Here is a 24,658-nt window from a genome sequence, read left to right as displayed (position 1 = left end):
CGGGCTCACCGGGGCGCGGGGCCGGCGGACGGCCGGACCCCGGAAACACGAAACGGCGCCCGTACCCGCCGTTCGAGCAGGTACGGGCGCCGTCGGTGAAGCTACTTGGCGTCGGCCTTCTTGCCCCGCTTGCCGTAGCGCGCCTCGAAGCGGGCGACGCGGCCACCGGTGTCCAGAATCTTCTGCTTGCCGGTGTAGAACGGGTGGCACGCCGAGCAGATCTCGACGTAGATGTGGCCGGACTCACGCGTGCTGCGCGTGGTGAAGGTGTTGCCGCAGCCGCAGACGACCTCGGTCACGACGTAATCGGGGTGAATACCGCTCTTCATGGTGTCCTCTCTTCGTGGCCCCGGGTCCTGGCCCGCCGGTGCGGGAAAGGTGAACCGGAACCGGACGTCAGCGGGTCGATTCTGCCAGACGGCCCGTCACCACCTGCAACGCGGTCCGAGCCGCCCGCATTCCCGCCACGGTGACGCCCCCAAGGGCACTTTGGTCGCGTTGAATGCAACCAAGGTGCCCCTGGGGGCCCGCGAGCGCTTGCGACACGTCAGACGAAGAAACTCAGCGTGGTCGCGACGACACAGCCGGTGACACCGACGATCGTCTTCATCACGGTCCACGACTTCAGCGTGTCGGCGACCGACATGCCGAAGTAGCGGTTCGCCATCCAGAAGCCGGAGTCGTTCACGTGGGAGAACGCTGCGGCACCGCTGGCGATCGCGATGCAGGTCAGGGCCACCACCGCGTCGCTGGCACCCATCGTCGTGGCCAGCGGGGCCGTGAGCGTGGCGCCCGTGATCATCGCGACCGTGCCCGAGCCCTGCGAGATGCGGATGATCGACGCGGTCACGAACCCGAACAGCACGAGCGGCATGTTCATGTCGCTCATCCAGTCGGCGAGCACATCGCCGATACCGGAGTCGACGAGCAGGCCGCCGAACACGCTGCCCGCACCCGTGATGAGGATGATGACGCCCGCCGGGCCGAGGGCCGAGGTCGTCATCTGCTGCAGGTCGTCCCTGCTCGCACCGCGCCGGATACCGAAGAAGTACAGCGTGTACAGGCAGGTCAGCAGCAGGGCGATCACGGGATGTCCGATGAACGCCAGGGTGGTGCGGACTGCGTTGTCCTCGGGCAGCACGGCCTCACTCGTCGTGCCGGCGAGGATCAGCACCAGCGGCAGCAGCAGGGCACCGACGACGGCACCGAACCGCGGCAGCGTGTCCGGGTCGCGTTCGTCTGCCTCGCCACGAGCGGCGTCGAGCTCTGCGGGCACGGGCACGAAGATCCGCTTCGAGATCCAGCGACCGAAGATCGGCCCGGCAATCGCCATGGCGGGCAGACCGCAGATCACACCGAAGAGAATCACCAGGCCGAGGTCGGCGTTCATGATGCCGGCCGTGGCGATCGGCCCCGGCGTCGGCGGGATGAACGTGTGCGTGACGCTCACGCCCGCGCACAGCGGGATGCCGTAGAACAGCAGCGACTTCCCGGTGCGCTTCGCGATCGTGTACAGCATCGGCACGAGAATCACGATCGCGACGTCGATGAACACCGCGATCGACACCAGGAAGCCCGCGAACCCGAGGCCCCAGGCGACGTGTTTCTCGGAGAACCGGTCGATCAGCGTGGAGGCGAGCCGTTCAGCGGCACCGGCGCGTTGCAGCACGTGCCCGAACACGGCACCCAGGCCGACGACGAGCGCGACCTGGCCGAGGCCGCCGCCCATCTCCTCGACGATGAGCTCGACGAGGTCACCGGGACTGGTACCGGTGGCGAGGCCGAACCCGATGCTCGCGATCAGCAGTGCGATGAAGGCCTGCAACCGGACCCAGATGACCAGGCCGAGGAGCAGAGCGATGGCGAGGACCGCTGCGATGAGGGTCCACGTCGTGGATGTCATGACATCACCATTGATTGTCTAAAAGGGACGGGTGGGTTGGGGAGAATGCCTGCCGTGGAAACGGGGGCGGCCCGCGCTCAGCGAGCGCGCGGCACCGACGCCCGCTTCTGTTCGGCCTGCAGGAACCGGAAATCGGCGCCGTCCTCGGCCTGGGTGACCTGATCGACGAACAGCTTGCGGTAACCGCGCGCCGGGGTCTCCGGCGGTGTCACGGGGTGCTGCTCGCGGCGGGTGGCGAGCTCGGAGTCGGAGACCTCGAGCGACAGCACGCGGTCGGCCACGCTGAGCCGCACGGTGTCGCCGTCGCGCACATACGCGAGCGGACCACCGACCGCCGATTCCGGGGACACGTGCAGGACGATCGTGCCCCGCGCGGTGCCGGACATGCGCCCGTCGGAGATGCGGACCATGTCCTTGACGCCCTGCCGGGCGAGCTTCTTCGGGATGGGGATGTAGCCGGCCTCGGGCATCCCGGGAGCGCCGAGCGGGCCGATGTTCTTGAGCACGAGCACGTCGTCGGCGCGCACGTCGAGGTCCTCGTCGTCGATGCGCTCGGCCATGTCGGCGGAGTTCTCGAACACGACGGCGCGGCCGGTGTGCTCCAGCAGTTCCGGCGTGGCGGCCGCCTGCTTGACGATCGCACCGGCCGGGGCGAGGTTGCCGCGCAGCACGGCGATGCTGCCCGCGGGGTAGATCGGGTCCTCGCGCGGCCGGACGACCTCCTGGGTGAACGACGTGTCGCGGTCGGCGAGCTCCTCCCCGAGGGTGCGGCCCGTGATGGTGAGCGCATCCAGGTCGACGAGGTCGCGCAGCCGGTCGAGCAGCATCGGGATACCGCCGGCCCGGTGCAGGTCCTCCATGTAGTGCGACCCGGCGGGCTTGAGGTTGACCAGTACCGGCGTCTCGCGGCTGAGCTGGTCGAACGTCTCGAGATCGAGGTCGAACCCGAGCCGTCCGGCTACGGCGGCGAGGTGGACGATGCCGTTGGTCGACCCGCCGAGGGCCAGCAACACACGCAGAGCGTTCTCGAACGACGACTCGGTGAGGATCTTGTCGATCGTGAGCCGTTCGCGGGCGATGCCGACGGCGCGCGTGCCCGTCTGCTCGGCGATGCGCATGCGATCGGCGGTGACGGCGGGTGGCGTCGCACTGCCGGGCAGGGCGATGCCCATCGCCTCGGCGATGCCGGCCATGGTGCTGGCTGTGCCCATCACCGAGCAGGTGCCGACGCTGCCGACGAGGCTGGAGTTGACGTCGGAGATCTCCTGATCGTCGATCTCGTCGCCGCGGTACTTGCCCCAGAAGGCGCGGCAGTCGGTGCAGGCGCCCACCCGCTCGCCGCGGTGCCCGCCGGTCAGCATGGAGCCGGTGACGAGCTGGATCGCGGGGATTCCCGCGGAAGCGGCACCCATCAGCTGTGCGGGGACGGTCTTGTCGCAGCCACCGATGAGCACGACCGCGTCGAGCGGCAGCGCCTTGATCATCTCCTCGGTGTCCATGGACATGAGGTTGCGCAGGTACATGCTCGTCGGGTTCGAGAAGCTCTCGTGCAGCGAGATCGTCGGGAAGTCGACGGGCAGTCCGCCCGCGAGCATCACGCCCCGCTTCACCGCCTCGATGAGCTGCGGCATGTTGCCGTGGCAAGGGTTGAAGCCGCTACCCGTGTTGACGATGCCGACGACGGTGCGGTCCAGCGCGTCGTCGGTGTACCCCGCGCCCTTGATGAACGCCTTGCGCAGGAACAGCGAGAACCCGGGATCGCCGTAGTTCGGCAGTCCCCGCGTCATGCCCTGCGTGGGGTCTCCCGCATCGCGCGTGCCGTCCGTCATTATCGACCTCATTATCAATAATCTGTTCAATGAAAACGGCGACATCTAACCACGGTCCTGGAACGGGCGCAACAGCCGTGGGAAACTGACCCGCCGGCCCCGGTACGTGATGGAGGTAGAGACGCGTTGTCCCTGCTCGAAGAACTCGAGGAGCAGATCGTCCTCGGACTGCGCTACCCGAGGGAGCGGCTCGTGGAGGACGAGCTGATGCGGGCCTTCTCCGCGAAGCGCCACGTCGTGCGCAGCGCGTTGCAGGAACTCGAGAACCGGGGACTGGTGGAGCGGAAGCCGAACGTGGGCGCGTTCGTCAAGGCCTACACGGCGCAGGAGGTGCGTGATCTCTACGCGGTGCGCGAGCTACTGGAGGTCCACTGCGCGAGGCTGATCCCCGTGCCGGTGCCGGACGAGCGGCTCGACGAGCTCGTGGCCATCCAGCGCCGTCACGACGAGGGGATCGACGCCGGGGAGCTGCGCGAGGTGACGAAGGCCAACATGGAGTTCCACCGAGCTCTGTTCGGCCTGTCCGACAACACGGTGCTGGTGGACGCCATCCGCAGGCACGCGCAGATGGCGCACGCGATCAGGTCGGTGACCGTGACCTCTCCCGAGTATCTCGAACAGAGCAGGCGCGAGCACTGGGCGATGATCGATGCACTACGCGGCGGGGACACCGACACGCTGGCCGAGACGTGCCGCGCGCACCTGCTCCCCTCCCGCGACGCCTACCTCAGCCGCCTCCCCTCCGCCGACTGACGCCGTATCGGCCCCCACGGGCACCTCAGGGGCGTTCCATGCCCCCGACGTGCCCTGGGGGCATGGGCATCGGCGGACGTATCGACCGTGGACAGCGCAACGGCCCCTCGCCGGGTGGCGAGGGGCCGTTCGCTTGCGATCCGCGGGCGCGTTACTGCTGTTCCTCCGTACCCGGGGCGCTCTTCGAGATCTGCATCAGGAACTCGATGTTCGTCTTCGTCTTCTTCAACCGGTCGATGAGCAGGTCGATCGCCTGCTGCGAGTCGAGCGCGTGCAGCACCCGGTGCAGCTTGTGCGTGACGGCCAGCTCGTCCGGCGAGAGCAGCAGCTCCTCCTTGCGGGTGCCGGACGGGTTGACGTCGACCGCCGGGAACACGCGGCGCTCGGCGATCTTCCGGTCGAGCTTGAGCTCGGCGTTACCGGTGCCCTTGAACTCCTCGAAGATGACCGTGTCGCCGGTGGAGCCCGTCTCCACCATCGCCGTGGCGAAGATGGTCAGCGAGCCGCCGTCCTCGATGTTGCGTGCCGCGCCGAGGAAACGCTTCGGCGGGAACAGCGCCGTCGAGTCGACACCACCGGAGAGGATCCGGCCGGACGCCGGGGCCGCCAGGTTGTAGGCGCGGCCGAGGCGGGTGATCGAGTCGAGCAGCACGACCACGTCGTGGCCCATCTCGACGAGACGCTTGGCCCGCTCGATGGACAGCTCGGCGACCGTCGTGTGGTCCGACGGCGGGCGGTCGAACGTCGAGGCGATGACCTCGCCGTTCACCGACCGCTGCATGTCGGTGACCTCTTCGGGGCGCTCGTCCACGAGCACGACCATGAGGTGGCACTCGGGGTTGTTCGTCGTGATGGCGTTCGCGACGTCCTGCATGATCGTCGTCTTGCCGGCCTTCGGCGGCGAGACGATCAGGGCACGCTGCCCCTTGCCGACCGGCATCACCAGGTCGATGACGCGGGTCGTGAGCTTGTTCGGCTGCGTTTCGAGCCGCAGCCGCTCGTTCGGGTACAGCGGCGTCAGCTTCGTGAACTCGGGGCGCTTCTTGGCGACCTCGGACTCGAGTCCGTTGACCGAGTCGACGCGCACCAGCGGGTTGAACTTCTGCCGCTGCTGCTCGCCTTCACGCGGCTGGCGCACGACACCGGTGATCGCGTCACCGCGGCGCAGCCCGTGCTTACGCACCAACGACAGCGACACGTACACGTCGTTCGGCCCAGGCAGGTAGCCGGAGGTGCGGACGAACGCGTAGTTGTCGAGCACGTCGAGGATACCGGCGACGGGCAGCAGGACGTCGTCCTCGCGGATCTCCGTCTCGCCCTCACCGCGGCCGCCACGACGGCGACGGTCGCGGTACCGGCGGCCACGGCGCCCGCCGCGCTCGTCGTCGTCCCGGTTGTCGTCGCCCCGGTTGTCTCCCTTGTCGCCCCGGTTGGCGTCGCCCCGGTTGTCACCGCGGTTGCCGTCACCGCGGTTGCCGCGGTTCTCGCCCTTGTTGTCGCCACGGCCCCCGGATTTGCGCTGGTCGCCGGACTCGTCGTCGGACTTGTCCTGGCCGCCGTCACGGGCGTTGTCACCACGCGAGTTGTCACCACGGCCGTCGGCGTTGCGGCCGGAACCGCCACGGCGACGGCGACGTCCGCCACCCTCGCTCTGCTGACCGGACTCCCCGTCGCCGTCGGCCTTCGGCTTCGAGCCGCCGCCCTTCTCGGGCTTCTCGCTCTTGTCGGCCTGCTCGGCCTTGGCGGTCGGCTCGGCCTTGGCGTTCTTCGCCGGCTTGTCGGCGGCCTTCCCCGCGGCCTTGTCGACGGGCTTGTCGGCGTCGCCTTCGGGTGCGGTCTGGACCTTCTGCTCCGAGGTGCTCGCCTTGCCGTTGGTGTCGCCGAGCGGCAGCGTCGCCTCGGTGGCTCCGTTGTCGTCCGACGACTCCGAGCCACGCGGCTTCTTGCTCTTGCCCTGGCGTTCACGAATGGCTGCGATCAGGTCCCCCTTGCGCATGCCCGTGGTGTCACCGATACCGAGTTCGGTGGCGAGGGCACGAAGATCGGCGATGACCATGCCGGAAAGCCCGCCGGGACGCCGCTTCGGCGTCGACGCCGCGCCGCCCGTTTGCGACTCCCCGTCACCCGGCGCTGCTGCCTGGGCACTCGCGTCGCCGCTCAAAAGATCGGTGTTGCTCACACATGTCCTTCCTGACCGGTCCACTCCTTGTCGTTGGACCAGCGGACCGCCGCCCGCGTCCGAATTGCGAGACGGCGTTTCGGCTCCCTCCGAGCGGCCTGCGCTGAGACGTGGGAGTCGCAGCGGCGCGGGCCGCCTGCAAGAGATGGGGTCGACCACCGCGAGACCGGTTACCCCCGTCGAGAAAACGGAAGATGCGACCGGGAGGAGTTCCCGTGACCATCGCCGGGTGCGGAATGAGCACGGTGACCGAACGCCCCCGAGCGTAGACCGCCCACCCTGCGGGTGCAACAACCACCCCGCCCAGTGGCGTGCCTCACTCCGGACGACCGGACGGTCGCCGACGGGTGAACCCCGCCCGCTGCGGCGCCCGGAGCCTGTCAGGCCTCGGTCACCTGCACTCCGTCGAGGTCTATCGCCGGCTCGAGGATGTCGTAACCGTCAACGTCGACGTCCGGTGGAATTATTCCCCGGCCGCCCGTGTCGCCGTACGGGAGCGCCAGCACGGTCGGGCCCGCTCCGGACACCGCCGCCGCGACGCCGCGGGAGCGCAACTCGTCGACCAGCCGCATCGTCGCAGGGTAGGCGGGTCGGCGATAACCCTGGTGCAGCCGATCGTCGGTCGCCTCGAGCAGCAGGTCCGGCCTGCTGGTCATGGCGTGCACGGCCAGCGCGGTGCGGCCGCCGGTGAACACGGCGTCGGCCAGCGGCACCTCGTCGGGCAGCAGACCACGGGTCTGGTGGGTCGACGACTGCGTCGGCGGCACGGCCACGACCGGCCGGATCGCCTCGTGCGGGGTGAGCCGCTCGGCGTGGAACCGGCCGCCGGACTCCCAGGCGACGACGAATCCGCCGTACAGGCTGGCCGCGACGTTGTCGGCGTGGCCCTCGAAGTCGGCGGCCAGGTGCAGCGCGTCGGCGTCGAGTTCCCGCTCGGCGAGCGTGTACGCCGCGACGATGCCGGTGACGATCGCCGCCGCCGACGAACCGAGCCCGCGGGAGTGCGGGATCGCGTTGTGGCACCGGAGCCGCAGACCCGGCGGGGTCGTGCCGAGCCGGCTGCAGGCCGCCCGCAGCGCGCGCACGACGAGGTGCCTGCCGGTGCGCGGCACGCGACCCATGTCGCCCGCACCGGCGTCGAGCACCTCGATGTCCACACCGGACCCGGCGGTCTCGAACTCCACGACGTCGTGCAGCGCCAGGGAAAGCCCGAACGTGTCGAACCCCGGGCCGAGGTTCGCGGTCGACGCGGGCACCCGGACCGTGAACCTCACGAGAGCTCCAGCGCCGCCGCGACCGCACGCGGATCGACGGCGAGCGGCTCGACCTCGACGTTGCCTTCGAGGGCGGTGCCCGGGTCCTTCAGTCCGTGACCGGTGACGGTGCACACGACGGTCGACCCGCGCGGGATCCTGCCGTCCTCCGCCGCCGCGAGCAGCCCGGCGACACTCGTGGCGGACGCCGGTTCGACGAACACGCCCTCCTTGCTCGCGAGCAGGCGGTACGCGGCGAGGATCTTGTCGTCGCCGACGGCGTCGAACAGGCCGCCACTGGCCCGCTGGGCCTTCACCGCGCTGTCCCAGGAAGCCGGACTGCCGACCCGGATGGCCGTCGCCACGGTCTCCGGGGTCTTCACCGGCTCACCGTGCACGAGCGGCGCCGCGCCCGCGGCCTGGAACCCGAACATGCGCGGCGTGTTCTCGACGAGCCCGTCGGCGGCGTACTCGGTGTAGCCCGCCCAGTAGGCGGTGATGTTGCCTGCGTTGCCGACCGGAAGGCAGTGGATGTCCGGCGCCGTGCCGAGCGTGTCGCAGATCTCCCACGCCGCGCTCTTCTGCCCGACGAGCCGCACCGGATTCACCGAGTTGACGAGCGTCACCGGGTAGTCGGCGGCCGTCTTGCGTGCGAGTTCGAGGCAGTCGTCGAAGTTGCCGTCGATCTGCAGGATCCGCGCACCGTGCAGCACCGCCTGTGCCATCTTGCCGAGCGCGATCTTGCCCTGCGGCACGAGCACGGCCGTCGCGAGCCCGGCGCGCGCGGCGTAGGCCGACGCAGACGCCGACGTGTTGCCCGTGGACGCGCAGATCACGGCCTTCAGCCCGCTCGCGCGGGCGTGCGTCATGGCCACGGTCATGCCGCGGTCCTTGAACGAACCGGTCGGGTTCGCGCCCTCGACCTTGAGGTGCACCGTCGCGCCGGTCAGCTCGGACAGATGCGGCGCGGCGAGCAACGGCGTGTTGCCCTCGCCCAGCGTCACGACCTCAGCACCCTCGGGGATCGGGATCCGCGAGGAGTACGCGTTGATGATCCCGGGCCAGCCCGCCTTCACGTCGCCGCCGGCACCCGCCGCGTTGTCGGTACTCACTCCGCCTCGCCTTCCACCCGCATCACGCTGATGACCTCACGAACGACGTCCAGCTTGTCGATCTCGTCCACAGTGGACCGCAACGCGGCGTCGGGAGCCTGATGGGTCACGACGACGAGACTCGCCGTGGACCGCCGATCCCGTTGCCGCACCGTGGAAATGCTGACGCCGTGAGCCGCGAACACCTGCGCGACCTGTGCGAGCACACCGGGTTTGTCGGCCACGTCCAGGCTCACGTGGTAGCGCGTCGGCGTCTGCCCCATCGGGCGCACCGGCAGTGCGGCGTGGGCCGACTCGCGGGGACCGCGGCCGCCCGCGACCTTGTTGCGGGCGGCCGAGACCAGGTCGCCCAGGACGGCACTCGCCGTGGGCGCGCCTCCCGCACCCTGGCCGTAGAACATGAGCTGCCCGGCGGCCTCGGCCTCGACGTACACGGCGTTGAACGCACCGCCGACACCTGCCAGCTGGTGCGACTTCGGGATCATCACCGGGTGCACCCGCGCGGACACCGACTCGGAACCGTCCTCTTCGGTCACCCGCTCGCAGATGGACAGCAGTTTCACCGTGCGGCCCAACGACTTCGCAGCCGTGATGTCCGACGAGCTGATGCCGGCGATTCCCTCGCGGTGGACGTCCGCCGCGGTCACGCGGCTGTGGAACGCCAGCGACGCGATGATCGCCGCCTTCGACGCCGCGTCGTAACCGTCCACATCGGCCGTCGGGTCGGCCTCGGCGTAGCCCAGCCGGGTCGCCTCGTCGAGCGTCTCGGCGTAGCCGGCGCCCGTGGAGTCCATCGCTGACAGGATGAAGTTGGTCGTGCCGTTGACGATGCCCATCACCCGGGTGATGCGGTCACCGGCCAGCGACTCGCGTACCGGGCGCAGCAGCGGGATAGCACCGGCCACCGCGGCCTCGTAGTACAGGTCCGCGCCCGACTCGTCCGCCGCCTCGGCCAGCTCGCTCGCGTGTTCCGACAACAGCGCCTTGTTGCCCGTCACGACCGATTTGCCCTTGCGCAGCGCCGACAGCAGCCAGCCGCGCACCGGGTCGATACCGCCGATGAGTTCGACGACGATGTCCACATCGGAGTCGATCAGCGCGGTCGCGTCCGAGGTGATGAGATGCTGCGGCAGTTCCGGGTGCTTGTCCGGCCTGCGGACGGCGATGCCCGCGAGCTCGACCGGCGCTCCGACCCGCGCGGCCAGCTCGCCGGGGTCGTCCAGCAGCATGCGGGTCACCTCGCTGCCGACGGTCCCGCAGCCGAGCAGGGCCACCTTGACCGGCTCAGTCATTCACGCCCCTCCCCTACAGGCAGCTGGCCACAGTTCACGTCGTAGCTCGTGCCGGCGCTCACGACGCCTCCAGTCGCAGCATGTCGTCGTACGTCTCCCTGCGCAGCAGCAGCCGGTGCTCACCGTTGCGCACGGCGACCACCGCGGGCCGCGGCTGCCGGTTGTAGTTGCTGGCCATCGAGTAGCAGTACGCACCCGTGGCGGCGACCGCGAGCAGGTCGCCGGGTGCCAGGGTCTCCGGCAACCAGCAGTCGCGGACGACGATGTCACCGGACTCACAGTGCTTTCCCACCACGCGGGACAGCATGGCGGCCACGGGCTCGGGCTGGCCGTCGTCGCTGGCCCTGGAGACGAGCCGGACGTCGTAGGCGGCGTCGTACAGGGCGGTGCGGATGTTGTCGCTCATGCCGCCGTCGACGCTCACGTACCGCCGCACGCCTTCGTCGCCGAGCACGACGTCCTTGATGGTGCCGGCCTCGTACAGCGTCACGGTGCCGGGACCCGCGATCGCACGGCCCGGCTCGCCCGCGATCCGCGGCACCGGGATGTCGGCGAACGCGCACTCCTTGCGGACGATGTCGCGGATCTGGGTGACCAGCTGTGCGGGCGGAGGCGGGTTGTCCTTGTCGGTGTAGGCGATGCCGAACCCGCCGCCCAGGTCGACGACCGTCAGGCTCTCGAGTGCCTCCGGGCCGTGCTCCTTGCGCAGGTCGGCGAGCAGGCCGACGACGCGCCGCGCGGCGACCTCGAACCCGTCGGCGTCGAAGATCTGCGACCCGATGTGGCTGTGCAGGCCGACGAGCTGCAACGACGGGGCGTTGAGCACGCGGCGGACCGCTTCGGCGGCCTCGCCCGAGGCCAGCGAGAACCCGAACTTCTGGTCCTCGTGCGCCGTGGCGATGAACTCGTGGGTGTGGGCCTCCACGCCGACCGTCACGCGCACCAGCACCTGCTGGACGACATCGTGGCGCGCGGCGACGTCGGCGAGGCGGGCGATCTCGTAGTACGAGTCGAGCACGATCGTGCCGACGCCCGCCTCGACGGCGGCCTCGAGTTCCTCGACGGACTTGTTGTTGCCGTGGAACGTGATCCGCTCGGGCGGGAACTCGGCGCGCTGGGCGATCGCCAGCTCACCGCCGCTGCAGACATCGAGGCTCAGGCCCTGGCCTGCCACCCACCGGGCGATCTCGGTGCAGAGGAACGCCTTGCCCGCGTAGTGGACCAGGCTGGGGTCCTCGAACGCGGCGGCGTACTCGGCGCAACGGAACTTGAAATCGGCCTCGTCGATCACGAACAGTGGCGTTCCGTACGTGCGCGCGAGCTCGCGGACGTCGACGCCCGCGATGCGCACGACGCCGTCGCCCGCGCGGAACGTGTTGCGCGGCCACACCTTCGCGTGCAGCCGGTCGAGCTCGCCCGAGGTGGACGGTGGGAAACCCGCCTGATCGGCGTGCGGGTAGACCTCAGCGTGGCGGGGCCCCGCGGGGTGTGCACACATTCATTACATCCGTTCCGGGGCAGATACCCCGAGCAGGGACAGTCCGTTGGCGAGTACCTGGCGTGCGGCTTCGCACAGCGCCAGGCGCGCGTGGGTGAGGTCGGTCGGGGCCTCGTCACCCTGGGGAAGCACGCGCGCGACGTCGTAGAACTTGTGGTACGCCGACGCCAGCGACTCGAGATAACGGGCGACGCGGTGCGGTTCGCGCAGCTCGGCCGCCTTGGTGAGCACGCTCGGAAACTCGCCGATCGTGCGGATGAGGTCCCCTTCACGGGGATGGGTCAGGAGGCTGAAGTCGGCGTCCGGACGCAGCTCGATCTTCAGCTCGGCCGCGCCTCGCTGCAGCGAGGCCAGCCGGGCGTGCGCGTACTGCACGTAGAACACGGGGTTCTCGTTGGTGTGCTTGCGCAGCAGGTCGAGGTCGATGTCGATACCCGAGTCGACCGAGTAGCGCGTCAGCTCGTAGCGCGCGGCATCGACGCCCACCGCCTCGACGAGGTCTTCCAACGTGACGACCGTGCCCGCGCGCTTGCTCATCTTCACGGGCTTGCCGCCGCTGACGAGGTTGACCATCTGGCCGATGAGCACCTCGACGACCTCGGGGTCGTAGCCGAGCGCCACGGCTGTGGCCTTGAGTCGGCCGATGTAGCCGTGGTGGTCGGCACCCAGCATGTAGATGCACAGGTCGAAGCCGCGCTGCACCTTGTCACGCAGGTAGGCGATGTCGCCCGCGATGTAGGCCGGGTCGCCGTCGCTCTTGAGGACCACGCGGTCCTTGTCGTCGCCCTGGTCGGTGGTGCGCATCCACCACGCGCCGTCTGCCTCGTAGAGGGTGCCGGATTCCTTGAGTTCGCCGACGACCTGCGCCACGGCGCCGCCCGCGTGCAGGGAGTCCTCGTGGAAGAAGACGTCGAAGTCGGTGCCGAAGTCGTGGAGGCTCTGCTTGATCTCCTCGAACATGAGCCCGACGCCGATCTTGCGGAACGTCTCGTGGCGCTCGGCCTCGGGCTGCGACAGCGCGCCGGGTTCCTTGCTCAGGACCGCGGTGGCGATGTCGTCGATGTAAGCACCGGCGTAGCCGTCCTCGGGTGCGGGCTCGCCGTGCGCCGCGGCCAGCAGCGAGTTCACGAACCGGTCGATCTGCGCGCCGGCGTCGTTGAAATAGTATTCGCGCGTCACCTCGGCGCCCTGGGAGCTCAGCACGCGGCCCAGCGCGTCACCGACGGCGGCCCAGCGGGTGCCGCCCAGGTGGATCGGGCCGGTCGGGTTGGCGGAGACGAACTCGAGGTTGATCTTCCGGCCCGCGAGCGTGTCACCGCGGCCGTAGGCGTCGCCCGCGCTGAGCACGCGGCGGACGATCTCGCCCTGCGCGTCGGCCGCCAGGCGGAGGTTGAGAAAGCCGGGGCCCGCGACCTCGGCGGTGTCGACACCGTCGGCGGCGGACAGCTCGGTGGCGAGCGCATCGGCCAGCTCGCGGGGAGCCATACCTACTTTCTTCGCGACTTGCAGCGCCACGTTGGTGGCGTAGTCGCCGTGTTCGGGGTTGCGGGGTCGCTCCACCGTCACCTGCTCAGGAAGCACGTCGGTGTCGAGGCCGCGGGCCTCGAGAACCGTGACGGCAGACGAACGCACGAGGTCAGCAAGGGCGGAGGGAGTCACCCGGCGAGTGTACGTTCGGAGGGGGCGACGCTCGGTCACCGGCTCACCCCGGGTGTGCGCGGTCGCATACCGGATCCGCGAGCCGACGCCCGGCGCTCGGCGCGGCGTCCCTACACTGCTCGGTCGGGGTACCCGACTCTCGCCGAAGGAGACATCTGCAGCCATGGCCAGCGGCAAGAAGGGCAAGAAGGCGCCGAGCGCGGTGCAGGCCGCCCGCGGATCCACGGTCGGCCAGAAGAACGTGCCGTGGGGCACGATCACCGCGGTCGTGGCCATCGTGCTGCTGGCGGCCGGGGTCTTCGGCTACTACTACGTCGCTTCGAGTGACACGCGGGAGCAGCGGCAGCGCGAGGAGGTAGCGGCCGAGAACTTCACTCCCGACCGGAACAACCCGGACCCGTCCGAGAAGATCGACGGCGTCACGACCAAGGAGTACCGGGGCGGCGCCCACGTGCGCCCGAACGAGCGGGTGGCCTACGACCAGTCTCCGCCGTTCGGCGGTCCGCACGACGGCTTCTGGGCCTCGTGCACGGGCACCGTGTACGAGCAGGCCGTGCGGAACGAGAACATGGTCCACTCGCTCGAGCACGGCGCGATCTGGATCGCCTACGACCCGGAGCGGGTCTCCGGCGAGGACCTCGAGACATTGAAGGTCCGCGTCGAGAACAAGCCGTTCATGATGCTGTCGCCGTACCCGGGTCTCGACTCGCCGGTCTCGCTGCAGTCCTGGGGCCACCAGCTGAAGGTCGACGACGTCACCGACGAGCGCATCGACCAGTTCATCGCCGCGCTGAAGCGCAACTCGAACACCTACCCCGAGGTCGGCGCCTCCTGCGACGCGCTGGGCCCGGGTCAGTTCGACCCGGACAACCCGCCGCCGTTCAACCCGAAGGAGCCGGGCCCGGACGCCAAGCCGATGGACTACCAGGGTTCGGCGGGAGCGGCCGACGAGTCGATGGGTGGCGGACAGTAACCTTCCGGCTACTCCCCACCCGCCGACGACCGCACTCCAGGGACTCCGCAGGTCATGAACGACACTCCTGACGAAGCACGCACCACCGAACCGGCAGGCTCGTCCGGCGATCCCGAGGTCGGACCGAACGAGTCGACCGCCACGACAGGTTCGGAGCAGGCCGGGTCGACCGGCGGCGCAGGCTCGGACACCGCGGGCGACGCCGACCGGGCGGCTTCCGGGGCAGGCGGTGTCCACGCAGGCAACGCCGAGTCCGAGGGTGCAGGCGTTGATGGTGCCGACGTCGACGGGACGCGGCCGCCGCGCGAGCGCGAGTGGCCGCGCTACGTCATCTTCGGCGCCGCGGCGCTGGCGCTGCTGCTGGTCGGTGCGACCGTGGGACTACTGGTGGCGCGCGGCACGGACAGTGAACCGGCGACGCGCCCCGGCCCGGTGGACGTCGGGTTCGCGCAGGACATGTCGGTACATCACCTGCAGGCCGTGACGATGGCGAACTGGGCGCGTGACCACAGCTCCGACCCGGCTGTCAAACAGCTGGCGTTCGACATCGCGAGCACCCAGAACGAGCAGGTCGGCCGCATGAAGGGCTGGCTGATGCTGTGGGGCAAGCCGGAGGAGCCCGCGGGCGAGTACATGACGTGGATGTCCGAGCCGATGGGGCACAACCACGGCGAGGAGAGCGAGTCGGCGTCCTCGGAGTCGAAGACGAGCGAGCGGGCACCGTCGGGTCCGTCGGGAGGCCAGGTCGGCGGCAGCAGGGCGATGCCGGGCATGGCGACCGAGCAGGAGCTCTCGAAGATGCGCTCCCTCGGCGGTGAACGCCTGGACGTGTACTTCCTGCAGTTGATGCTGCGCCACCACCAGGGCGGCGTCGACATGGCCACCTACGCTCGCGAGCACGCCCGCATCAGCGCGGTGAGCACCCTGGCCACGAGCATGCTCGCCTCGCAGGTGCCCGAGTCCGACCTGATGCGGAACATGTTGTCCGAGCGGGACGCGAAGCCGCTGCCCTTCCCCTGAGACTCGGTTCACCAGCTGAGTTCGACGCAGCGCTGGGCGTGTTCGCGGGGTTCGACCTGCAGGGTGGCGTGTTCGATGCCGTAGCGGGCCGAGAGCAGGTCCTGGGCGGCGGCGAGGACGGCCGAGGTGTCGCCGTGGGGGCCGATCGTCAGGTGTGCGGAGGCGACCTCCATGCCCGAGGTGAGAGTCCAGACGTGGAGGTCGTGCACATCTTCGACGCTGTCGAGTGTGGCGAGGTCGGATTCCAGAGCGGCGACGTCCACGCCGCGGGGGGCGTGTTGGAAGAGGATGCGCAGCGAGCGGGCGGCGAGCACGGCGGTGCGCGGGAGGATCCACACGCCGATGGCGACGCCCGCGATGGGGTCGGCGTAGCGCCAGCCGGTCAGAAGCGTGATCGAGGCGCTGATGAGCACCGCGACGGAACCCACGAGGTCGGCGAGCACTTCGAGGTAGGCGCCGCGGATGTTGAGGCTCTCCTTGGCACCGGAGCGCAGGAGCAGGAACGCGACGATGTTGGCGACGAGTCCCGCGGTGGCGGCGAGCAGCACGGGAAGGCCCGGTACCGCTGGGGCGTCCCCGATGCGGTCGACGGCCTCGTAGAGGACGTAGCCGCCGACGCCGAACAGCAGGAACGCGTTGGCGAGCGCGGCGAGTACTTCGGAACGGTAGAGGCCGAAGGTGCGTGTGTAGGTGGGACCGCTGCGGCGCGCGAGCACGACGGCCGCGAGCGCCATACCGAGTCCGAGGACGTCGGTGAACATGTGCGCGGCGTCGGAGAGCAGGGCCAGCGAGGCGGTCGCGAAGCCGACGACGAACTCGAGGACCATGAACGCGCCGCTGATCACGAGGGCGGCGGCGAGCCTGCCCTGGTGGGCGCCGGATGCCGAGAGGTCGGCGTGACCATGGCCGTGTCCGTGGCCCATGTCGGTCCCTCTCTCGTCGGCGGTGCTCACCCGCAGGCAGTCGCTCGCGGATGTTCTCGGCGGTGGTTGCGGCCACGCATCGCGAACATATAGCGACATGCGCATGAGTGCAACACAGGTAACCCTAACTCACTGGCGCCGAGGAAGGTACACCGCCGCGGCGGACCTCACATGTCGAAGCTCGGGGACCACGCGTACAGGCTGTGAACGGGATGCGATAGGCTTCTGGATGTCGCCGCAAGGTGGCGGGCCCTCGTAGCTCAGTGGATAGAGCACTGCCCTCCGGAGGCAGGTGTCGCAGGTTCGAATCCTGCCGAGGGCGCCCGATCAAACGGCCCGTGACCAGCAGAAATGCCGGACGCGGGCCGTTTTTCATGATCGCGACCGGATTCGCGTGGTGCGGGTTGTGGTGCGAGTCGCGTTACTCTCGCACCATGAAGCAGCGTGAGGGGCGCTCCCGGGGCTCGATCGAGCAACTCAGCAGTGGCGCACTGCGGGTGAAGGTCTACGCCGGCATCGACCCACTCAGTGGGAAGCGTCACTACCTCCGTGAAACCGTTCCCGCTGGGCCAAAGGCGGACAAGGAAGCCCAGAAGGTCCTGACGCGTCTGGTCAACGAGGTCAACGAAAGCCGGAACCCTCGGACCAACGCGACAGTCGGCCAGCTGATGGACCGATACCTCGAGTACGTGGACGTCGACCAGAGCACGCGGACGCGCTATCGCATCGCGATCGACACACCCATATCAAGCCGTTGCTCGGGGTCACACCGCTGGCGCGTCTGAACGGCGAGGTCCTGGACTCCTTCTACCGGACTCTCCGAACGTGCCGCGATCACTGCGGCGGGAAGCCGTTCGTCGAACACACGACTGACGGGCCTCACACCTGCGATGCGTCATGCCGACCGCACACCTGCAAGCCGCTCGCACCTGCGTCGATTCGCAAGATCCACACTTGCCTCAGCGGCGCGATGAAGGCCGCCATCCGGTGGCAGTGGATTACGGTCAACCCGCTCGAACAGGCGCAGCCCCCGAAACGACCGCCGTCCAATCCACACCCACCGACGCTCGAGCAGGCGACCGCGATCATCAATGAAGCGTTCAAGGACCTGCCGTGGGGAATGCTCGTGTGGGTCGCGATGACAACGGGAGCGCGTCGAGGCGAACTCTGCGCGCTGCGTTGGGACTATCTCGATCTCGACAACGCGAGCATGGCCGTCCGCACCAGCATCGCCCAAGAAAACGGGCACACGTGGGAGAAGGACACGAAGACCCACGGGGCTGCTGCAGGGTTCTGTGACATCTGAGTTCGCTTGCCGAGAGGTGGGCGCGGAAGGATGCCACTGTGCCGAAGCCGTATCCCCGTGAGTTCCGTGAGGACGTGGTCCGGGTCGTGCGTAACCGCGAGCCTGGTGTGACGATCGAGCAGGTCGCCAGCGACTTCGGTGTTCATCCGATGACGTTGCAGAAGTGGCTGCGCGCGGCCGATGTCGAGGCCAGCACCAAGCCGGATCTGTCCTCCGGCGCGGCGGCTGAGTTGCGGGAGCTCAAGCGGCAGAATCGGCTGTTGGAGCAGGAGAACGAGGTGTTGCGCCGGGCTGCGGCGTATCTGTCGCAGGCCAATCTGCCGGGAAAAGGCTCTACCCGTTCGTAAGGGAGTTGGCCGCCCCTGACGCCCGGATTCGGGTGGCGGTGGCGTGCCGGGTGTTGAAGCTCCATCGCCAGCACTACTATGCCTGGCTCGCCCAGTCGGTCACCGACGCCGAACTCGACGAGGCCTACCTGGCGAACGCGCTGTTCGAGGCCCACCGTGAGGATCCCGAGTTCGGCTACCGCTTGTTGCACGACGAGATCACCGCCACCGGGTACACGGTGTCAGAGCGCACGGTGTGGAAGATCTGCTCGGACAACGAGTGGTGGTGCGTGTTCGGCACGAAACACCGTCCCCGCAAGGCGCGGCCCGCCGCGCCGGCGCACGAGGATCTGGTGCGTCGCGAGTTCACCGCCACCAAACCAAACCAGCTGTGGTTATCCGACATCTCGGAACATCCCGCCGGCGAGGGCAAGGTATACCTGTGCGCGGTCAAGGACACGTGGTCGAACCGCGTCGTGGGCTACTCCATCGCCGACCGGATGACGTCCCAACTCGCCCTCGACGCGTTGGAATCGGCCGCCGCCCGACGCGATCGGCACGTTGCCGGCTGCACGCCGCACAGCGATCGCGGAGGTCAGTTTCGCAGCAAGAAGTTGCAGCAAGCGTTGTGGCGCCACCACATGCGCGGCTCAATGGGCCAGGTCGGCTCAGCCGGTGACAACGCCGCAATGGAGAGCTTCTTCAGTCTCCTGCAACGCAATGTGCTCGACCGCCGCAGGTGGGCCACCCGGGAAGAGCTCCGGATCGCGATCGTCACCTGGATCGAACGCACATACCACCGCCGCCGACGCCAAACCCGCCTCGGCCGCTTGACCCCCACCGAGTACGAAACCATCATGAGCCACACCGCCAGCCAGGCGGCCTAAACCACTGTCACAATTTCCTGCAGCAGCTCCGATCCAGACGTACGCCGGGCCGGCACTTCCTGGCCAGCTAGGGGATGGGAAACCGTGGGTACGGTAGTTCCGAGCTTCGGTGCGGGGGGGCAGATGATCGAGGTGGGTGTGATCCTCGAGCGGCCACGAACGTAGCCGGCGCTTACTCTGCCCTGGGCGCGACGGGGACGTCGCTCCCGGGCGAGGCGATGCCTCGCGGGCCGCGGCGGGTCATCGTCAAGGTTGCCATGTCGTTCGCCGTCTGCGGGGATCGTTGCTCGGCAGGCAAGGGTTATGCGGCCGAGCGTTGCGTTGGCGACGGTCCTCAAGAATCGGCTTGTTGGGCGGGTGGCACGGCGTGTTGGTGTGTGCGGCGAAGCGGGGTGCTCTGCCACCACGTCAGGCGCCGCCAGAGCCATTCGGCCGGTCCGTACCGGAAGGAGCGCAGCCACAGTGTGCTCCACACGGCCTGCACGATCAGGATCGTGACCGTGAGGCCGACAATCTGCGTGACGTCGGCGCCGTCGTCGATCCCGAGTAGCGGGCTGATCAGGAGGAACAGGGCCGTCTGGGTCAGGTAGTTAGTCAGGGCCATTCTGCCCATGGGTGCGAACACCGCGGTGATGGCGGCGGCGGCAGGGGTGCGGAGCAACAGGAGAAGGCCGCAGCAGTACGCCAACGCGGTGGCGATCGCCGCAGCGACGGGCAAGAGATCCACGCCGCCTCCCGGGCCGCCGATGAGGTTGACGTACGGCAGGTCCACGCCCGTCAGATCGAGGTATGCGTAGAGTCCTGCCAGGCACCCGAAAACCCCGAATCCGACGGCTATCCGGCCCGTTCGGGCGGCAAGGGCCTCGGGTGCGCCGAGCATCGCCAGGGCGTACCCGAGTGTCAGCAGGCCGGGTATCGGTCCGTAGCCGAGGATGAGCTGGGATCCGAGGAAGAGCAGCACAATCGCGACGACCAGCGCCGTACGCCCTCGCAGGTAGCTCATCGGCAACAGAACCACGAGTCCGAGGGCGCCGTAGGCGGTCAGTACCTCACCGGGGTGGAACGCGAAGTGCACCGCGCCCATCACGAAAAGCACCAAGAGGCGGCGCGCCAGCACCAATCTCGGTCGGTCGGTACGAGCCGCCGCTCGGGCGAAGAAGATACCGAACCCTACTCCGAACAGGACGGCGAAGATCGGTAGGAACCGTTCGTAGAACAGCAACTGCACACCCAACGGCATGTCGGCCGGCCGATACGCCTCGGCGAAGACCACTTGTTGGTAGATGTTGACGACCAGGATGCCGCACAGCGCGAATCCACGGAGGACGTCAAGCTCATCGATCCGTACGTTGTGAGACCCGCCCGAGATGCGCCGACTGTCGTAGGAATTCGTGAGTTGACTGTCCCTCATGGCGGCAGGCTAGCAGGCCAGATTGGACAATGGTGATCGCGTCGCCATGGCCACGAACGCATACGCCGAATCCGACGATGCAGGCCGACATCGTACAACCTGATTTTCCCTTAAGAAATCCTAACAGAATGATCTTGTGCATGTGGTTCGATCTTGCTGGTTGTTGATCAGCTGGCAGGAGGTTGGTGTGGCCCAGCGCAGGCCGTGGGAGGTCGAGGACGAGCTGCGGGAACGGATCGAGCCTCTGTTGCCCAAGGACGAGCGCCGCTTTCGCATCCTAGATCTGGGAAGACCTGGGCTTCGAAGCTCCGACCGCCGTGGTCATCTCGGCCGGTGCCGGCAGCCTCGTGCTCGGTTGCGCCACCGACTTCGCCGAGTTGCACCGGGCCGGGGAAATCACGCGCCTTCCGCGCTTGCTGGTCGCCCAGCCCGAGCACTGCAGCCCACTGGTGCAGGCCTTCGCCTCGGGCGCGGATGCAGTCGAATTCGCCGAACGGCGGCCGACGGTCGCCGAGGGAACCTCCATCGCGCGTCCGGTCCGCGACCGCGAGGTACTGCGCGCGGTCCGCGACAGCGCAGGCGCGATGAGCGCTGTGCCCGAGGAGAAGCTGCGCCCGGCGACCCTCGAGCTGGCCAAGACGGGCCTCTACACGGAACCCACCAGCGCACAGGTGGTACCCGCCGTCGAGCAGTTCGCTCGCGACGGCCAGCTCAGCCCCGACGACACGATCGTCACCATCCTCGCCGGCTCCGGTTACAAGGCCAGCACGGCGAGCAACTACTGGAAGGTTGAGGCTGCGGCCAGCCTCGCGAGGTCTGCGGGACTTGAGCTGCGTTCCGGAAACTAGCGCGGCGTCTGGCTGAACGTGACACATGGCCGACCCGAGTACGGCCGCGCCAGCGCGCCCAGCCCCACCTTTGAGCTACGACGTTGAGTCGCGGAGACGAGCTCCCACGAGGCGCTACATCGGCACGGCAACCAAGCCTTGCGTGGTGCGGGTCGTGGTGCGAACTGATGGCAACAGCGGCTCCAGAAGGCCGTGGTGCGAGACCACTGACAACAAAACCCCACGTAAAAACCGGTGACACGCCGGATGAGTTCCCTCCGGAGGCAGGTGTCGCAGGTTCGAATCCTGCCGAGGGCGCCCATCGAAGACGCGCGAAAACGGCCCGTGACCAGCAGAAATGCCAGTCACGGGCCGTTCGCATGCCACCCGGCGGGCCCCGGCGAACCCCGGGCTCATACGGGGAGCCGTGAACAATGCGTGGACAAAGCCTCGCCGTGGCTCAGCCCGCATGCCCGAGTGCCGTCGACGCCTCACTGAAGGACCACCGCCCGGCCCGGCGATCGCCGCCGGCAGGACCGGTCGCGCCACAGCCGAGCGATCACCGGCGCATCGTGCCGGTGTCCACGAATCGCTGGTGCCAGGACAACGCCTCACCGAGCAGGTGCGGCGTGTGCTTCCCGAAGGCGGACTCCATCGCCCGGCCGACGTAGTCCCGCAGCATGGGCCGGAAATCCGGGTGCGCGCACCGCTCGATGACCAACTCGGCCCGGCGCCGCGGCGAGAGCCCGCGTAGGTCGGCCAGCCCCTGCTCGGTGACGATCACGTCCACGTCGTGCTCGGTGTGGTCAACGTGCGAGACCATCGGCACGATCGCCGAGATCGCCCCTCCCTTCGCCACCGACGGCGTCACGAAGATCGACACGTGCGCGTTGCGCGCGAAGTCGCCCGAACCGCCGATGCCGTTCTGAATGCGACTACCCATCAAGTGCGTGGAGTTGATGTTGCCGTAGAGATCGGCCTCGACGATGCCGTTCATCGCCAGGCAGCCCAGCCTGCGCACGACCTCCGGGTGGTTGCTGATCTCCTGGGGCCGAAGCAGGATCCGGTCGCGGAACTGCCCGGCGTTCCGGTTGAACCGGTCCACCGTCGCCGAACTCAACGAGAACGCGGTCGCCGACGCCATCCGGAGTTTTCCCGACTCGAGAAGGTCGAGCATGCCATCCTGAATCACCTCGGTGTAGGCCGTCATGCCGTCGAATGGCGCGTCACGCAACCCGGCGAGCACCGCATTGGCCACGTTGCCCACGCCGGACTGCAACGGCAGCAGCTCGTTCGGCAACCGGCCCCCACGAACCTCGACGTCGAAGAAGTCCAGGACGTGCGCGGCGATCCGCTCCGCTGTCTCGTCGACCGGCGCGAACGCCGAGTTGCGGTCGGGCGCCTCGGTGGGCACCACCGCGATCACCTTCTCCACCGGGCATTCCAAATAGGGCACTCCGATGCGATCTTCCGTACGCGTGATCGGCACCGGGACACGGTTCGGCGGCAGTGCGGTGCCGTAGTAGACGTCGTGCATGCCCTCGAGGTGCTCGCTCTGCCACGAGTTGACCTCGAGGATCACGCGGTCGGCCTGCTCCAGCCAGGTCTTGTTGTTGCCGATCGACGACGAGGGAATCAACCTGCCGTCCTCGGTGACACCGCTGACCTCGACCACCGCGACGTCGAGCTCGCCGAACACGCCCTGCCACACCTGTTGCGCGACGTGCGAAAGGTGGATGTCGGTGTAGTCCATCCGGCCGTCGTTGATCTTGGCGCGCGTGACGGGGTCGGACTGGTAAGGCAGGCGCATCTCGACGCCCTCGACCTCCGCAAGCACACCGTCGAGTTCGGGTGCGGTCGACGCCCCGGTCCACAGCCCCACCTTCATCGGCTCGCCGCGCGCCTCCGCCATCGCCACCCGCTTGGCCAGCGCCCCCGGCACCTCCTTGGGGTACCCGGCCCCCGTGAAACCGCTCATGCCGACGTTGTCGCCGCTGCCGATCAGAGATGCCGCCGCATCGGCGTCCATCACCATGGCCGCCAGCTCGCGATTCCGAATGCGCCCGGTCATACAGCGTCCTTCCGCCACAGTGAGGTCGAACCGAAGTGAGAGGGACCCGGCCATGGTGCGTCCGGATCGGCCCGGAGCGTAGGCGCACCCACGCGCACCACTCGCTGTGACGCGAACCACCACCTCCCGTCAGGCGCTCGTTGCCTCCGTGAAACGCGCTGGTCACCGAGCCGGACCGCGGTCACTCCGGGCGATCCGCACCCCGAGTGCCGAGTTCGCTCGGCGAACGTCACGATCGCCCAGCGAACGCAGGTCCGGTGTGTGGTGGCGGCCTCCCCTTCGGGGTGTTCGCTCGGTGACACCCGGGGTCGCTGGGAGAACAACGGCGGAATCGGATTTCCGGCGCGCTCCAGGGCTGCAGGCCGTGGCCGTGTAACCACTGGTCAACCATGCTTTCCCACGCCCCGACAACGCCTGCTCAACAGGTGCGGGCGAGCCCTGCGGGACACTTCGAGGTCTTGTCCCGATCTCGACCGTCATTAGTGTCGGCGTCGACGTCGGAATTCCGGATCGGCACCTTTGCCGACGCGCGCAGTCGCCTTCAACGATTCGAGGAAAGGGACAATGTCCAAAGACATTCAGGTCGACAGCACGAGCGAGTTCTTCCGGGCGGGAGAACAGGAATTCGGTGACAACCCCATCGCCGTCCGGGAGAGCGACCATTACGCCCAGGAGTACGTGGGCGGCATCGTCGACAAGTGGGACGACCTGATCGACTGGCCGCGGCGCGCCGAAGGTGAGGGGCGCTTCTTCGTCGACCAGCTCAAGGCACGCGGTGCCCAGCGGGTACTCGATGCGGCAACGGGCACGGGATTCCACTCGGTACAGCTGGCCGAAGCGGGATTCGACACGGTCAGCGCCGACGGCAGTCCTCAGATGTTGGCCAAGGCGTTCCGCAACGGCCTGGCCGGCGGCGGGCATCTGCTGGAACTGGTCCACGCCGACTGGCGGACGCTCAAGGGCGACGTGCACGGCGAATTCGACGCGGTGATCTGCCTGGGTAACTCGTTCACCCATCTGTTCTCCGAGCACGATCGGCGTAAGGCGCTCGCCGAGTTCTACTCCGTGCTCAAACACGACGGCGTGCTGATCATCGACCAACGCAACTACGACGCTCTGCTCGACGGCACATCCACCGGAAAGAGCAGTTACTACTACTGCGGCGACGAGGTCGACGCCGTGCCCGACCACGTCGACGAAGGGCTCGCCCGCTACAAGTACACGTTCGACGACGGCGGCGAGTACTTCCTGAACATGTACCCGCTGCGGCGGGAGTACGTGCGCGGGCTGCTGCGCGACGTCGGGTTCCAGAAGATCGACACCTACGGCGACTTCCAGGAGAAGGCCGGGGACCACGAGCCGGACTTCTACATCCACGTCGCCGAGAAGAGCTACCTCGCCGAACTCGCCGACTGACGGCTCGGCCGCGGCGCCGG

The 24,658-nt window shown here is 68.5% G+C and carries 20 protein-coding genes and 1 tRNA gene; 9 read left to right on the top strand and 12 right to left on the bottom strand.

Translation table 11 applies throughout. The features are described 5' to 3' along the window. Window positions 1-101: 101 nt before the first annotated feature. The 3 genes from rpmE to FHS23_RS17070 form a co-directional block, all read right to left on the bottom strand. Entirely contained in the window at window positions 102-329 is a 228-nt protein-coding gene (gene rpmE, locus FHS23_RS17080) for a 50S ribosomal protein L31 (RefSeq protein ID WP_183656661.1), read from the bottom strand. Between the two features lie 218 nt (window positions 330-547). Further along, the gene (locus tag FHS23_RS17075) at window positions 548-1,903 is read right to left on the bottom strand and encodes a GntP family permease (RefSeq protein WP_183656659.1); all 1,356 of its coding nucleotides are present in this window, start codon (window positions 1,901-1,903) and stop codon (window positions 548-550) included. A gap of 77 nt (window positions 1,904-1,980) precedes the next feature. Beyond that, window positions 1,981-3,732, bottom strand: a complete 1,752-nt coding sequence (locus FHS23_RS17070; RefSeq protein ID WP_183656657.1) for an IlvD/Edd family dehydratase — start codon at window positions 3,730-3,732, stop codon at window positions 1,981-1,983. Window positions 3,733-3,858: 126 nt separating this feature from the next. Between FHS23_RS17070 and FHS23_RS17065 the strand changes: the two genes are divergently transcribed. Further along, complete coding sequence (locus FHS23_RS17065; RefSeq protein ID WP_183656654.1) at window positions 3,859-4,485, top strand: GntR family transcriptional regulator; 627 nt, start codon at window positions 3,859-3,861, stop codon at window positions 4,483-4,485. Window positions 4,486-4,636: 151 nt separating this feature from the next. On the opposite strand, the gene rho is transcribed toward FHS23_RS17065, so the two are convergent. From rho to argS, 6 genes are all read right to left on the bottom strand, one after another. After that, window positions 4,637-6,664, bottom strand: coding sequence for a transcription termination factor Rho (gene rho, locus FHS23_RS17060; protein WP_183656651.1), 2,028 nt, complete (start codon window positions 6,662-6,664; stop codon window positions 4,637-4,639). Window positions 6,665-7,044: 380 nt separating this feature from the next. Beyond that, window positions 7,045-7,938, bottom strand: coding sequence for a homoserine kinase (gene thrB / locus FHS23_RS17055; protein WP_183656648.1), 894 nt, complete (start codon window positions 7,936-7,938; stop codon window positions 7,045-7,047). After that, on the bottom strand, window positions 7,935-9,029 hold the full coding sequence (thrC, locus tag FHS23_RS17050) for a threonine synthase (RefSeq protein ID WP_183656645.1): 1,095 nt from the start codon (window positions 9,027-9,029) through the stop codon (window positions 7,935-7,937). Before thrC ends, thrB begins: the two co-directional genes overlap by 4 nt. Then, window positions 9,026-10,321 (bottom strand): homoserine dehydrogenase, encoded by a 1,296-nt coding sequence (locus FHS23_RS17045; RefSeq protein ID WP_183656642.1) that lies wholly within the window; start codon window positions 10,319-10,321, stop codon window positions 9,026-9,028. The genes thrC and FHS23_RS17045 overlap by 4 nt, the downstream gene beginning before the upstream one ends. 58 nt (window positions 10,322-10,379) lie before the next feature. Further along, the gene (gene lysA / locus FHS23_RS17040; RefSeq protein WP_183656639.1) at window positions 10,380-11,819 is read right to left on the bottom strand and encodes a diaminopimelate decarboxylase; all 1,440 of its coding nucleotides are present in this window, start codon (window positions 11,817-11,819) and stop codon (window positions 10,380-10,382) included. 3 nt (window positions 11,820-11,822) lie between these two features. After that, a complete protein-coding gene (gene argS / locus FHS23_RS17035; protein ID WP_183656636.1) occupies window positions 11,823-13,478 on the bottom strand; it encodes an arginine--tRNA ligase in 1,656 nt (551 codons plus the stop codon). A gap of 163 nt (window positions 13,479-13,641) precedes the next feature. Between argS and FHS23_RS17030 the strand changes: the two genes are divergently transcribed. Both FHS23_RS17030 and FHS23_RS17025 read left to right on the top strand, forming a co-directional pair. Next, window positions 13,642-14,451: a thioredoxin-like domain-containing protein gene (locus FHS23_RS17030; protein ID WP_183656633.1), complete on the top strand. Its 810-nt coding sequence runs from the start codon at window positions 13,642-13,644 to the stop codon at window positions 14,449-14,451. 54 nt (window positions 14,452-14,505) lie between these two features. Further along, window positions 14,506-15,471 carry a DUF305 domain-containing protein gene (locus FHS23_RS17025; protein WP_183656629.1) on the top strand — a complete coding sequence of 322 codons (966 nt, stop codon included), beginning with the start codon at window positions 14,506-14,508 and terminating at the stop codon, window positions 15,469-15,471. A gap of 8 nt (window positions 15,472-15,479) precedes the next feature. Here the strand turns inward: FHS23_RS17025 and FHS23_RS17020 are convergent, their stop codons facing one another. Beyond that, on the bottom strand, window positions 15,480-16,394 hold the full coding sequence (locus FHS23_RS17020; RefSeq protein ID WP_183656625.1) for a cation diffusion facilitator family transporter: 915 nt from the start codon (window positions 16,392-16,394) through the stop codon (window positions 15,480-15,482). A 249-nt stretch (window positions 16,395-16,643) separates the two neighbouring features. On the opposite strand from FHS23_RS17020, the gene FHS23_RS17015 reads away from it, so the two are divergent. The 4 genes from FHS23_RS17015 (at window position 16,644) to FHS23_RS17000 (ending at window position 18,913) form a co-directional block, all read left to right on the top strand. Next, window positions 16,644-16,716, top strand: a tRNA-Arg gene (locus FHS23_RS17015). A gap of 112 nt (window positions 16,717-16,828) precedes the next feature. Continuing rightward, window positions 16,829-17,179: a hypothetical protein gene (locus FHS23_RS17010; protein WP_183656622.1), complete on the top strand. Its 351-nt coding sequence runs from the start codon at window positions 16,829-16,831 to the stop codon at window positions 17,177-17,179. Between the two features lie 185 nt (window positions 17,180-17,364). Continuing rightward, the gene (locus FHS23_RS17005; protein WP_183656619.1) at window positions 17,365-17,700 is read left to right on the top strand and encodes a site-specific integrase; all 336 of its coding nucleotides are present in this window, start codon (window positions 17,365-17,367) and stop codon (window positions 17,698-17,700) included. A 38-nt stretch (window positions 17,701-17,738) separates the two neighbouring features. After that, window positions 17,739-18,913, top strand: a protein-coding gene (locus tag FHS23_RS17000) for an IS3 family transposase (protein WP_183656616.1) whose coding sequence is annotated in 2 segments (ribosomal slippage) — window positions 17,739-18,023 and window positions 18,026-18,913 — 1,173 coding nt in all. Because the reading frame shifts where the segments join, the coding sequence is not laid out codon by codon here. Between the two features lie 334 nt (window positions 18,914-19,247). On the opposite strand, the gene FHS23_RS16995 is transcribed toward FHS23_RS17000, so the two are convergent. After that, on the bottom strand, window positions 19,248-20,324 hold the full coding sequence (locus FHS23_RS16995) for a DUF418 domain-containing protein (RefSeq protein WP_183656613.1): 1,077 nt from the start codon (window positions 20,322-20,324) through the stop codon (window positions 19,248-19,250). Between the two features lie 323 nt (window positions 20,325-20,647). Between FHS23_RS16995 and FHS23_RS16985 the strand changes: the two genes are divergently transcribed. Continuing rightward, window positions 20,648-21,172 carry a pyridoxal-phosphate dependent enzyme gene (locus FHS23_RS16985; RefSeq protein ID WP_425501139.1) on the top strand — a complete coding sequence of 175 codons (525 nt, stop codon included), beginning with the start codon at window positions 20,648-20,650 and terminating at the stop codon, window positions 21,170-21,172. A gap of 538 nt (window positions 21,173-21,710) precedes the next feature. On the opposite strand, the gene scpC is transcribed toward FHS23_RS16985, so the two are convergent. Next, window positions 21,711-23,222, bottom strand: coding sequence for a succinyl-CoA:acetate CoA-transferase ScpC (gene scpC, locus FHS23_RS16980; protein ID WP_183656610.1), 1,512 nt, complete (start codon window positions 23,220-23,222; stop codon window positions 21,711-21,713). A 564-nt stretch (window positions 23,223-23,786) separates the two neighbouring features. Here scpC and FHS23_RS16975 point away from each other — a divergent pair. Beyond that, window positions 23,787-24,638 carry a glycine/sarcosine N-methyltransferase gene (locus FHS23_RS16975; protein WP_183656608.1) on the top strand — a complete coding sequence of 284 codons (852 nt, stop codon included), beginning with the start codon at window positions 23,787-23,789 and terminating at the stop codon, window positions 24,636-24,638. Window positions 24,639-24,658 lie beyond the last annotated feature (20 nt).

This window comes from Prauserella isguenensis, from assembly GCF_014191605.1.
In the GTDB taxonomy this organism is placed as follows: Bacteria; Actinomycetota; Actinomycetes; order Mycobacteriales; family Pseudonocardiaceae; genus Prauserella; species Prauserella isguenensis.
This window is presented reverse-complemented; position numbering and strand designations above follow the sequence as displayed.